General features: G+C 29.4%; 8 protein-coding genes, 1 tRNA gene and 1 pseudogene. 4 read left to right on the forward strand and 6 right to left on the reverse strand.

All coding sequences use genetic code 11. The features are described from left to right. Positions 1 to 45: 45 nt before the first annotated feature. A tRNA-Gln gene (locus N5A56_RS15215) sits at positions 46 to 117 on the forward strand. A gap of 52 nt (positions 118 to 169) precedes the next feature. On the opposite strand, the gene N5A56_RS15220 is transcribed toward N5A56_RS15215, so the two are convergent. Together N5A56_RS15220 and N5A56_RS15225 are read right to left on the reverse strand one after the other, a co-directional pair. Further along, a complete protein-coding gene (locus N5A56_RS15220; RefSeq protein ID WP_265726584.1) occupies positions 170 to 1234 on the reverse strand; it encodes a phosphotransferase in 1065 nt (354 codons plus the stop codon). A 1-nt stretch (position 1235) separates the two neighbouring features. After that, entirely contained in the window at positions 1236 to 2147 is a 912-nt protein-coding gene (locus N5A56_RS15225; protein ID WP_265726583.1) for a sugar phosphate nucleotidyltransferase, read from the reverse strand. A gap of 295 nt (positions 2148 to 2442) precedes the next feature. Between N5A56_RS15225 and N5A56_RS15230 the strand changes: the two genes are divergently transcribed. Continuing rightward, the gene (locus N5A56_RS15230) at positions 2443 to 2877 is read left to right on the forward strand and encodes a sugar-binding protein (RefSeq protein WP_420793212.1); all 435 of its coding nucleotides are present in this window, start codon (positions 2443 to 2445) and stop codon (positions 2875 to 2877) included. Between the two features lie 7 nt (positions 2878 to 2884). Here the strand turns inward: N5A56_RS15230 and thrC are convergent, their stop codons facing one another. The 4 genes and pseudogenes from thrC to N5A56_RS15250 all read right to left on the reverse strand — a co-directional run bounded on the left by thrC (position 2885) and on the right by N5A56_RS15250 (position 9662). Then, on the reverse strand, positions 2885 to 4168 hold the full coding sequence (gene thrC / locus N5A56_RS15235) for a threonine synthase (RefSeq protein ID WP_265726582.1): 1284 nt from the start codon (positions 4166 to 4168) through the stop codon (positions 2885 to 2887). A gap of 89 nt (positions 4169 to 4257) precedes the next feature. Continuing rightward, entirely contained in the window at positions 4258 to 5187 is a 930-nt protein-coding gene (locus N5A56_RS15240; protein ID WP_265726581.1) for a homoserine kinase, read from the reverse strand. A gap of 165 nt (positions 5188 to 5352) precedes the next feature. Next, positions 5353 to 7790: pseudogene (thrA, locus tag N5A56_RS15245) on the reverse strand (bifunctional aspartate kinase/homoserine dehydrogenase I). A 306-nt stretch (positions 7791 to 8096) separates the two neighbouring features. Beyond that, entirely contained in the window at positions 8097 to 9662 is a 1566-nt protein-coding gene (locus N5A56_RS15250) for a hypothetical protein (RefSeq protein ID WP_265726579.1), read from the reverse strand. Positions 9663 to 9793: 131 nt separating this feature from the next. Here N5A56_RS15250 and N5A56_RS15255 point away from each other — a divergent pair, with 131 nt between their 5' ends. Together N5A56_RS15255 and leuB are read left to right on the forward strand one after the other, a co-directional pair. Beyond that, positions 9794 to 10969: a 2-isopropylmalate synthase gene (locus N5A56_RS15255; RefSeq protein WP_265726578.1), complete on the forward strand. Its 1176-nt coding sequence runs from the start codon at positions 9794 to 9796 to the stop codon at positions 10967 to 10969. Between the two features lie 52 nt (positions 10970 to 11021). After that, on the forward strand, positions 11022 to 12143 hold the full coding sequence (leuB, locus tag N5A56_RS15260) for a 3-isopropylmalate dehydrogenase (RefSeq protein WP_265726577.1): 1122 nt from the start codon (positions 11022 to 11024) through the stop codon (positions 12141 to 12143). Positions 12144 to 12378 lie beyond the last annotated feature (235 nt).

The following is a 12378-nucleotide window of genomic DNA, read 5'->3' on the forward strand; positions in this document are numbered from 1 at the left end:
CTTATTTAAAAGAATGCATTAAATTTGCATTCGCTAACGCGTAATTGGCCTATGGTGTAATTGGTAACACACCGGTTTTTGGTACCGACATTCAAGGTTCGAGTCCTTGTAGGCCAACAATAAAAAGCTTGATAATCATTTGATTATCAAGCTTTTTTGGTTTTTGTAATTAAAATTGAAGTTTTAGAGACATACTTTCTATCAATTTAAATTGATTTTTTGCTCTATCTAAATTGTGTTCCTCATATTTTATCTTGTAGTAGACATCTTTATTTAAATAATCTGTTAAGAAGCGTAATGCCATAATAAAAACCATCGTTTTTGCTGCTAATGGCAAATATTTTAGTTCTATATCAGATATAGAGCTTCTAGTTTTTTCTAAGAAGCCTTTTTCGTATGCTTTGTAAAATTGTAAATTAAACTCCACTTTAGAGATGTCTTTTTCATCTTCTGCTGCTGTATTACAAATAGTTCTTATAGCATCACCAAAATCGTAATGTATAATTCCGGGCATCACCGTATCTGTATCTATCATACAAATTCCTTTTTGATTTTTATCAAATAGGGAATTAGATATTTTTGTATCATTATGAGTTACTCTTAATGGAATTTCTCCTGTTTCCTTTAAGTTTTGAAGAATATGCATCTCATTTTTTAGTTTTGCCACTAAGTAAATGTATTTTTCCGCTTCTTTTAACCTCTCTTTAGATGCATTTTTTTTAGCTTCTGAATATTGTTTAAAACGAAAAGGCATATCATGAAAATTAGGAATAACATCAATAAGCATACTACTATCAAAATCTGATGTTAGGTTTAAAAAATCGCCTAATAATTTACCTCCTTCGTAGGCTATTTCCTCATCTTTTACGAGTTCGTGCGTTATGCTGTTATCAATAAAAATCATAACATTCCAAAAATTACCATTTTCTAAATGATAATACAATTCTGTGTCCTTTGTTTTTACAAAGCTTAAAACAGTTTTATCTAAATCACTTTTTGTTGAGTTCTGATATTTACTTCTAATATGATTACTGATTAATACTTTATTATTAACCAAACCAGGTACATCTTTAAAAATAGTATGGTTAATTCTTTGAAGAATGTAGTTACTGTTGCTGTCGGTTTTTATAATAAAAGTATCATTTATATGACCAGAATTTAACTCTGAGTGACATATATAATTCGCTTTGTGGTCGAATTGGTTAAAAATCGATTTTAAAATGCTAGTTTCCATATTAGTCCCATAAATTAGTTGGATATACTCCGTTCGTTTTTAGTTTTATGATTTCTTTTTGTACATTTTCTTTGTCTTGGCTGTATGTTACACCAAACCATTTAGAGTTCGACTCTAATACTTTTACAGACGCTTTTTTAGATGCTAACAAATTGTTTACAATATGCGGTAAATAAAATTCGGCTTTTAATTCTTTCTGATTTTTCTTTAAAAACTCTAAAAATAATTTTTCTGCATATTCGAAACACATAGGTGTAAAGCCCCAAAAATTCATAGAAACAATTGTGTTTTCATCAATAGGAATCATGTTGTTTTTTTCATTTTCACATTGCAGTATTCCGTCAATTTTTTCAATTCTAATTCTTTCTGTAACATCTGTTAAAAAACCATGTGTATCTATGCTACATTCTCCTCTAGAAACATATCCGTTTTCTGAAATCGTGTTTTTTAAAGAATAAGCAACCATACTAAAATCGAAGCTTGTTGTTTTAGTGTTTTTTAAATGATTTGCCATTACCACAAAAGCTTGTCTGCTATAAAAGTCGTCTGCATTTATAATAGCAAAATTTTCTTTTACAACCTCTTTTGCCATTAACAAAGCATGCCCAGTTCCCCAAGGTTTTATTCTTTCTGGGTTTTTATAAATTTCTGGAATGTTATCAAGTTCTTGAAAAACATAATCTACCTCTATTTTACCAGCTAATTTTTTATCAAACATCGTTTTAAAATTGCTTTCAAAAGATTTTCTAATAATAAAAATAACTTTACCAAAACCTGCTTGTATAGCATCGTATAAAGAAAAATCTATAATTGTGTCGCCTTCTGGTGTAAACACATCCATTTGCTTTAAACCACCATATCTGCTACCCATTCCTGCAGCTAAAATGATTAATGTAGGTTTGTTGTTTTTCATATCTATTTATCCTATATTTAAGAAAGCTAATTTAATTAATTGTAATTCATTTTTTAAAAATGTAGTTTATTTTTAAATTGATGAAAATTAAACCTTATAAATTGAAAACATATAAAGTAAAAAAAGTAGCGATTTCTTCGGATGATGAAAAGAATTCTTTTTGGAAACAAGCGAATTCTTTAATAGATTTCTCTTCTCCTTGGGATGATCGTAAGATTGATAAAATTGAATTTAAATCGCTTTATAATTCAGAAAACCTTTTTTTCAATTTAAAGTCGATGATCATCAGACGCACATTCATGCTTCTGATGATAAAAATGATAGTATAAACAATTCAGATAGGGTAGAGTTGTTTTTTAGAAGTGATAATTCTTTAAATCCTTATTACTGTTTAGAGATTGATACTAAAGGCAGAATTATGGATTTTAAAGCTAAACCTAATAAGGAGTTCGATTTTGATTGGAATTGGCCTTCCAATGAAATAACTGTAAAGTCAGTTGTGAATAAAGACGATTTTATAGTAGAAATTACAATTTCACTAGAATCTTTAAGGGACTTAAACTTGTTAAAAAATGGTAGTATAGAAACTGGGATTTATCGAGCAAAATACCATCAGCAAAAAGATAAAATTTTTAAACCAACTTGGATTACTTGGATAAATCCCAATACAAAAACTCCTAATTTTCACATTCTAACTTCTTTTGGCAAGTTGGAATTAGAAAATTATTAAAAGAGAGTTATTTTATTAAGAAATCTTTTAAATCTTGATACGTAGAAGCTTTATAAGCCACTTTAGTATTATTGATTACTTTCTTAATTTGTTCCGGAATTTCAACTTTAACAGGTAACGTTTCTTCTACAACATCTAAAAACTTTACAGGATGTGCAGTTTCTAAGAAAACACCAAATTCGTTTTCTTTTAATCCGTGTTTCTTTAAACCTAAATAACCAACAGCTCCATGAGGATCAGCAACATAACCAAAGTTTTCATAAATTTCTTTCATTGTAGCTTTAGTTTCATCATCAGAAAAACTATAAGAAGAAAAAGCATTTTTAAGGGCTTCTAAGTCATTATTAAATAATTCTTGTATTCGGATAAAATTACTTGGATTACCAACATCCATTGCGTTAGAAATTGTTGCTTTAGATGGTTTTGGTTTGTAAACTCCGTCTTTTAAAAAATTAGGAACCGTATCATTTACATTTGTAGAAGCTACAAAGTGTTTAATTGGTAAACCTAATTTTTGTGCCATAATTCCTGCACAAATATTTCCGAAGTTTCCACTAGGGACAGAAAATATTAAATCTTTGTGTTTTTTGTGTAATTCTTTATAAGCAAAGAAAAAGTAAAACATTTGTGGCAACCAACGCGCAACGTTTATTGAGTTTGCTGAGGTTAATGTTTTTGTAATCTCTTCATCTAAAAAAGCAGTTTTTACCATTTCTTGGCAATCATCAAAAACACCATCTACTTCTAGCGCTGTAATATTTTTGCCTAAAGTTGTTAGTTGCTTTTCTTGAATATCACTTACTTTACCAGAAGGATATAAAATAACCACATTTACACCTTTTGCTCCTAAAAATCCATTAGCAACTGCACCACCAGTATCTCCAGATGTTGCCACTAAAACAGTAACTTCATCGTCATTGTCTTTGTTGAAGTACTCTAAACATTGTGCCATAAATTTTGCACCAACATCTTTAAAAGCCATGGTTGGTCCATGAAATAACTCTAAAGAAGCAATATTATCATCAACCTTAACTAAAGGGAAGTCGAAAGAAACAGTGTTTGCAACTATCTCTTTTAATTTTTCTGTAGGAATTTCATCACCAATAAATTGTTTAATTACTTCGTAAGCAATTTCATGATTGGTGTAATCAGAAATATTTTCGATAAAATCTTTTGCAAGTTGTTGAATATTATCAGGAAGATAAATTCCTCTATCTTTTGCAAGACCTTCTATAACTGCGTTCTTAAAAGTTGATTTTGGCGATTTATGGTGTAAACTGTAATAGTTCATTTTTTGGGTTGTTAGTCATTGCGAGAGAAACGAAGCAATCTGTTTATTGGAAAGAGATTACTTCAGTCATGCTTCCTTCGTAATGACGATTAATTACTATTTATTATTTTCATTCCTTCTTTATTCACTTTAGAAATAAACATTTTAAAGTCAATACCAGTGTTTTTATAACTCTCTTCAATGCTTTTGTAAACCTCTTTGGCAATTACATCACCTTTACAAAGTGCAAAAATTGTGGGTCCAGAACCGCTAATTCCTGCGCCTAAAGCACCGGCTTTAGTTGCGGCATTTTTAACATCGTCAAAAAACGGGATTAAGTTTTTTCTATGAGGTTCTACAATAATATCAACTAAAGAATTACTGATTAGTTCGTAGTTATCAGAATATAATCCACTAATTAAACCACCAACATTTGCCCATTGCGTAACGGCATCTTTCAAAGCAATTTCTGTAGGTAAAACCTCTCTAGCGTCTTTTGTTTTTATTGCTACCTGCGGATGAATGGCTACAACTCTTAATTCGCTAGGAACCGGTAATTTTATAATTTCTAAAGGATTGTAACTTCTTACCAAAACAAAGCCACCATAAATTGCGGCGGCAACATTATCTGCAATTGGTGTACCGCAAGCAACTTCTTCACCAAACATGGCAAATTTTGTCAACTCTAAATCAGAATAAATATTCCCTAATAATTGATTTGCGCCAAAAGCAGCACCAGCAGCACTTGCAGCAGAACTACCTAATCCGCTTCCAGGAGAAAAACCTTTGTGTATGGTTAATTCAATACCGAAATCTGCATTTGCCTCATTCAATATTTTTTTAACTACGGCACTTGCGGCATTTTCGTCTACATTATACGTTAAATTTGCACCAGTAATATTGGTTATTTTAACACCTTTTTCCGTTGTTTTTGTAAAAGTCATTTCATCTCCAATTGCATCAACAGCAAAACCTAGAGAATCGAATCCGCAAGAAACATTGGCAACAGTTGCAGGAGAAAATATTTTTAAATAATCCATTTTTTTCAGTCTTCAGTTTTCAGTCTCCAGTTAGCAGTCAGTTTGTTACTATAAAACTACTTACTTAGGACTGATTTTTTTATTTTAGAATTTAATTTATTGAAACAATTTTCGCCCTGTTTTTGACTGTCTATTGTTGACTGCCAATTGCTGACTGAACACTGCCTACTTATTTGAGATTCTAATTACATCCGCAAAAATACCAGAAGCAGTAACATCTGCACCAGCACCAGCACCTTTTATAATTAAAGGATTTTCTGGATACCTGTCTGTAAAAAACAGCACAATATTATCACTTCCTTCTAAATTATAAAAAGGATGATCAGACGGAATGTACTGTAAACCAACATTTGCTTTTCCGTCTGCAAATTCAGCAACATATTTTAAACGACAATCTTTATCGTTTGCTTCTTTAAATATATTTTGAAAATGAGCTTCATTTTTAGTTAATGATGCGTAAAAATCATCATTATTAACTGTATTTAAGCTTTCTTCAGGTAAAAAGGCATTTTTTGCAATGTCTTGTAATTCCATTTTATAACCACTTTCTCTTGCTAAAATTAAGATTTTTCTAGCAACATCTACACCACTTAAATCAATTTTTGGGTCTGGTTCTGTATAGCCTTCTTTTTGAGCGGCTTCAACTACGTTATGAAATGTAGAATCTGCATTAAAATTATTAAAAACAAAATTTAAACTACCCGATAAAACTGCCTGAATTTTATTAACTCTATCTCCAGAGTTGATTAAATTCTTAAGTGTATCTATAATTGGCAAACCTGCACCAACATTTGTTTCGAATAAGAAAGAAGCATTGTATTTTCTAGAAACCTGTTTTAAAGTTTTGTAATTATCAAAACTAGAAGCGCAAGCAATTTTATTACAAGTTACAACAGAAATACTATCTCGTAAATATTTCTCATAGATTTCAGAAACTTGTTGGTTTGCCGTATTATCTATAAAAACACTATTTCTAAGATTAGATTCTTTTACTTTTTTATGAAAACTATCTAAAGTAGTCGGTTCTCCGTTTTCTATAGCCTCTTTCCATTTATTTAAATCCAAACCATTATCATTGAAAGCCATTTTTCTAGAATTGGCAATTCCAATAACCCTAATATTTAGTTTTAAGTTTTCTTTTAGAAATTTCTTTTGTTGATTAATTTGAGCTAAAAATCGCTCTCCAACATTACCAACACCAGTTACAAATAAGTTTAACTGTTTTGTTCTTTCTTCAAAAAACTGCTCATGTAAAGTATTTAAAGCCTTTTTTGCATCGTATTTATTAATAACTGCAGAGATGTTTTTTTCTGATGAACCTTGTGCAATTGCTCTAACATTTACATTGTTTCTGCCTAAAGCGCTAAACATTTGTCCGCTTAAACCTTGGTAGTTTTTCATGCTTTCACCAACCACAGCAATAATTGCCAAATCATTTTCTACAATAATTGGTTTTATTTTTTTCTTATCAATTTCTATACTAAAAGTTTCGTCTAAAAGTTCTTTAGCTTTTGCAGCATCATTTTCAAAAACACCCACACAAATAGAGTGTTCAGAAGAAGCCTGCGTAATAAAAACAACATTTATTTTTGCAACAGAAAGTGTTTCAAACAATCTTTTAGAAAAACCAGGAATACCAACCATTCCACCGCCTTCTAAAGTAATTAAGCTAATATCTTCTATATGAGAAATTCCTTTAACTTCATTTCCGTTTTCAGGATTTTTACAAATTAATGTTCCAGCACTTTCTGGGGCAAATGTGTTTTTAATTCTAATAGCAATTTCCTTTCTTAATGCAGGTTGTATTGTTGGTGGATATAGCACCTTTGCTCCAAAATGAGACAATTCCATAGCTTCTTCATAAGAAATTTCTGAAATAGGATATGCTTGTTTTACAACTCTTGGGTTTGCAGTATACATACCAGAAACGTCTGTCCAGATTTGTAATTCATCTGCATCTAAAGCAGCTGCATAAATAGCTGCGGTAAAATCAGATCCACCTCTACCTAAAGTAGTTGTTTCTTCATCAATATTAGAAGAAATAAAACCACCTAATAAGGTAACTTGATGCTTGTTTTCTTCAAAAAAGAAGTAATATTATTGTTTGAAATCTTAAAGTTTACTTGTGCATTTAAATACTCATTATTCGTAACTATTAAGTCTCTACTGTCTTTATGAGTGGCGTTTAAATTTTCTTTAGCGGCATTTGCAATAATATAAGAAGAGAGTCTTTCTCCAAAACTACAAACTTTTGCTAGTGTTTTGTCAGACAATTCTTGAAGTAAAAAAATACCTTCGTAAATAGACTGTAATCTGTCGAATAGATAACTAACTTCTTCGTGAACTTCTTTTTTGTTTTTAGCAATTAAATCATCAACTACTTCAAAATGAATTTTCTTAATATTTTCTAAAGTTTCTTTAGCAGAGGCAATATCTTCTAAAGCTTCGTTAGCACCTTTAATTAAATTATTGGTAGATTTTCCAAAGGCAGAAACAATAACTGCAACTTTATTATCTTTTGATGTTTTAGCAACAATGTCTAAAACTTGTTTTATATTTTCTGTGTTTGCTACTGATGAGCCTCCAAATTTTAATACTTTCATCTTTTTATGATAAATAGATTGTGTAATTTTTTTATGAATGTTGTTTCTTTTTGAAACAATAGATAACCTAAACGATATGAATATAGTAGAACCCCTAAAGGGTAATTGTCGTAGTGCGAATAATCGTGTTCATAGAAATACACACTACAGAAGTAGTTTTAGAAGAATTTGTATTTAAAAATGAAATATTCACACAGCAAAAATAGAAGTTTTCTTTATTTTGATGTGTTTAGATGACGATTATTTTAAGAATATTGTTAATTTATGTGATGTTCGTAAAAAACAAACAGTAAAAACAAAAAATATTTATTTTTTGTTACTTATATTTATTTTTTCTTTAATTATTGTAGCTATCGGTTTGTTTTGAATTTTGCTTTCTAGCCAAGAAAAAATATCTAAATATAAAAAAGCTCTTTTTTCATAAGGATGATTTTCATACTTTTTTAATTTAGTGTGAATTTTCTTAAACTCATTTTTTATTTCATGCGGAAAAACATCGCTTAAATCTCTAATAGATGTTAAAAACACTTTTTGTACTTCTTGTAAATTTTCCATTTTTAATAAAAACTTATAGGTATCTACAAATTGCCTTTCTAAATCATAATCTAAACCACATTCATAATGAGCAATTAAGTTTAATATTCTTGCAAAGCATTGTAAATCTTCAGCAGAACTCAAGTTCTTCGATTTAATAATCTTTTGTAAATATGCTATGCAAAGTTCATTTTTACCCATACCAAAATATAGGCAAGCAATTTTATAATAAAACATTACTATATAATGATTGTCTAATCTGCTTTTATAATTTTCAATTTTTTTATTTATAATTTCAACTAAATATTCTCCGTCAACAAAAGTTGCTTCTAGAAAATGTAGATGTAATTTATTAGCATATAAATACTGAAAAATCAAAATTTCTGTATTCGTATTTAAAGGAATTATATTTTGTTCAACTTCTAGTTCAAAAGACTTTAGTTCAGCTTTAAAAGTAGATTCCTTTTGAACAAAAAAAGAAGCTTCCAACAAATAATTTAAACCTTTTAAGTAAAAAACGGGGTGTTGATTAATGTGTTTATGATCCTCTTTAAATAAATCGACCCATTTTCTAGCATATTTATAACTCTGAATAAAATCTTGAGTTAAAAAACTAAACCATAAATGAGATTTGTAAAGCCATAATTTTTCTCTAAAACCAAAAGTGTTAAAATCGTACTTTGGAAGTTTGCTGTAAAAATATTCGTTTATAAATTCTAGTTCTTCATTGTTTTTTACATACCCGTTTTGTAGTAAATGACTATATAATTGTAAAGATAAATTAGATAATTTACTTGCAATTACGTTTTGTTGACTTAAAGTTTTAGCTTGTACAGAAAGTTGATCGGCTCTATTGCTTAAACTTCTTGTAATGTATTGTGTTTCAATTACTTTTTCAAGTTCTACTATTTCGTAAGCAATGTTTTTTTCTTCATTTTCTAAGGCTAAATTTTTAGCTTTATCTAATAATTTTAAACTTTGCTTGTATAAACCTTTTTGATAAAGAACTGTCGCAAAATCTAACTGTTCTCTAATCTGAATTCTAATATTTTTATGAGCAGGATTTAATCTTAAACTAATTAAAATTTGCTTGTATAAATGTGCTTTTAAGTTAGAAAGCTGTTGTTTGGAAACAATACCACTACTAATAATAGTTTTTTCGTCATAAACTTTAAGTTTTTCTAAAAACTTAAAGAGGGAGAAAAATTTAGCATCCACATTACCTCCTAATCTACCTACATAGAGGTTAAATTGTCTTTTCTCAGACTTTGTTAAAGATTTAATTAAAACAAAAAGAGCATCATTTTGATGATTGGCTAATGTAACAATTTTACTCATAATACATTGATAGTAAATACTTTGTATTTTTTCTAATTGAATTAGAAATCGTGAAAGTTAGAAATTAAAAGTATTTAATGAATATGCAATATATACATTTGATTAAATATAAAGTTAATCTTTACAAAATTATGCAAGACAATAAAGTTCAAATTTTTGATACAACTCTTAGAGATGGAGAACAAGTTCCAGGTTGTAAGTTAGATACTAAACAAAAACTAGTTATTGCAGAAAGATTAGATTTACTTGGAGTAAATGTAATTGAGGCAGGATTTCCAGTTTCTAGTCCTGGAGATTTTAATTCAGTTTCCGAGATTGCTAAAATTGTGAAAAATGCAACTGTTTGTGGTTTAACAAGGGCTGTTGAAAATGATATTAAAGTTGCAGCAGAAGCTTTAAAATATGCAAAGTATCCTAGAATACATACAGGAATTGGAACAAGCGATTCTCATATAAAATTTAAATTTAACTCAACAAGAGAAAAAGTAATTGAAAGAGCTGTAAATGCCGTTTCGTACTCAAAATCTTTTGTAGAAGATGTAGAGTTTTATGCAGAAGATGCAGGTAGAACAGATAATGTGTTTTTAGCAAAGATATGTGAAGAAGTTATTAAAGCAGGTGCAACAGTTTTAAATATACCAGATACAACGGGTTATTGCTTACCAGAAGAGTATGGAGCAAAAATGAAGTATTTACGAGAAAATGTAAAAGGCATAGAAAATGTAATTCTTTCTTGTCATTGTCATAACGACTTAGGAATGGCAACAGCAAACTCAATTGCAGGTGTAATTAATGGAGCGCGTCAAATAGAATGTACAATTAACGGTATTGGAGAGCGTGCAGGAAATACGGCTTTAGAAGAGGTTGTAATGGTTTTAAAACAGCATCCTTATTTAAACTTAGAAACGAGTATTAATACAAAATTGTTGTACGATACAAGTATAATGGTTCGTGAAAGTATGGGAATGCCTGTGCAACCTAATAAAGCAATTGTTGGAGCTAATGCATTTGCTCATAGTTCTGGAATTCATCAAGATGGCGTTATAAAAAACAGAGAAACTTATGAAATTATGGATCCTGAAGATGTTGGTGTTACTGAGAGTGCTATTGTTTTAACTGCTAGAAGTGGTAGAGCTGCCTTAGCTTATAGAGCTAAAAAAATAGGTTATGAATTAACTAAAGTTCAATTAGACATTTCTTATAAAGCTTTTCTAGATACTGCTGATAAACAAAAAGAAGTAAAAGACGATGATATTCATACAATAATGAAAGAAGTAAATAAAATTTCTAAAATTGAAATCGCTTAAATAATAAATTTAAAGTACATTTGATTGTATAGATATAAAATAAAGTAGACTAATGAAAGTAACAATAGCTGTAATTCCCGGAGATGGTATTGGTCCAGAAGTAATCAATCAAGCTAAAAAAGCATTAAATGCTGTAGCAGATACTTACAATCATGTTTTTATTTATAAAGAAGCTCAAATGGGAGCGTGTGCAATAGACGAAACGGGTAATCCTTTACCAGAAGAAACTTTAAAAATTTGCAAAAAATCTGATGCAATTTTGTTTGGAGCGATAGGAGATCCTAAATTTGATAATGATCCAACTGCTACAGTACGTCCAGAACAAGGTTTATTACGTTTGCGTAAAGAATTAGGCTTGTATTGTAACGTAAGACCAGTAAAAGCTTACGATAAGTTAATAGCAAATTCACCTTTAAAAGAAGAAATAATTAAAGGAACAGATATTGCTATTTTTAGAGAATTAACTGGCGGTATTTATTTTGGAATTAAAGAGTTAAGTGATGATAAAAAAGTAGCTTTTGATGGTTGTTCTTATTCCGAAGATGAAATTTCTAGAATTACGCATCTTGCATTTAAAGCAGCTCAAAATAGAAGGAAAAAAGTTACTTTAGTAGATAAAGCAAATGTGTTAGAAACTTCTCGTTTATGGAGAAAAACTGTAACAGATATTGCTAAAGAATATAAAAATGTGGAATTAGAGTTTTTATTTGTAGATAATGCTGCAATGCAAATAATACTAAATCCAAAGCAATTTGATGTAATCTTAACAGAAAATTTATTTGGAGATATAATTTCTGATGAAGCTAGTGTAATAGGAGGTTCAATTGGGTTATTAGCGTCTTCTTCTATTGGAGATGAAAGCGCTCTTTTCGAACCAATACACGGTTCTTTTCCACAAGCTAAAGGGAAAGATATAGCTAATCCGTTAGCGTCAATTTTATCAGCAGCTATGATGTTAGAACATTTAGGTTTGCATGAAGAAGCAGATGCAATTGAAAGAGCTGTAGAGAAATCTTTATCATTAGGTATTACTACAGAAGATATTAAAATAAACGATAATTTTTCTGCTAGTACCTCTAAAGTAGGCGATTTTATAGCAGATTATATAGCGAATCAAGAAGATAGTAATTTAAATTTCAAGAATATACACATGGGGCAAAGCACCATAATTTAATTTAGAGATTTATTTTCAATAAGATTTTATAAAAATGAAAAAACAAATTTTAAATATTATTTCTATTAGTATCGTCATCGTAATTATTACGTCATGATAAGGAAATTATATTTAGATTTTTTAAATAGAACCTTCCATTAAAATGGGAGGTTTTTTTATGAATTTATTTAATGATTGAATATCATATTTAATTTAAGCTAATATACTTGTAATCAATAATTTATACTTTTTTTGA

The organism is Polaribacter ponticola (assembly GCF_026191475.2).
Lineage (GTDB): Bacteria > Bacteroidota > Bacteroidia > Flavobacteriales > Flavobacteriaceae > Polaribacter > Polaribacter ponticola.

What these genes read in the sequence shown, in the direction of transcription:
- thrC (WP_265726582.1), bottom strand. Translation starts at nt 4,168, where the DNA reads ATGAACTATTACAGTTTACACCATAAATCGCCAAAATCAACTTTTAAG.
- N5A56_RS15225 (WP_265726583.1), bottom strand. Translation starts at nt 2,147, where the DNA reads ATGAAAAACAACAAACCTACATTAATCATTTTAGCTGCAGGAATGGGT.
- N5A56_RS15250 (WP_265726579.1), bottom strand. Translation starts at nt 9,662, where the DNA reads ATGAGTAAAATTGTTACATTAGCCAATCATCAAAATGATGCTCTTTTT.
- N5A56_RS15240 (WP_265726581.1), bottom strand. Translation starts at nt 5,187, where the DNA reads ATGGATTATTTAAAAATATTTTCTCCTGCAACTGTTGCCAATGTTTCT.
- leuB (WP_265726577.1), top strand. Translation starts at nt 11,022, where the DNA reads ATGAAAGTAACAATAGCTGTAATTCCCGGAGATGGTATTGGTCCAGAA.
- N5A56_RS15220 (WP_265726584.1), bottom strand. Translation starts at nt 1,234, where the DNA reads ATGGAAACTAGCATTTTAAAATCGATTTTTAACCAATTCGACCACAAA.
- N5A56_RS15255 (WP_265726578.1), top strand. Translation starts at nt 9,794, where the DNA reads ATGCAAGACAATAAAGTTCAAATTTTTGATACAACTCTTAGAGATGGA.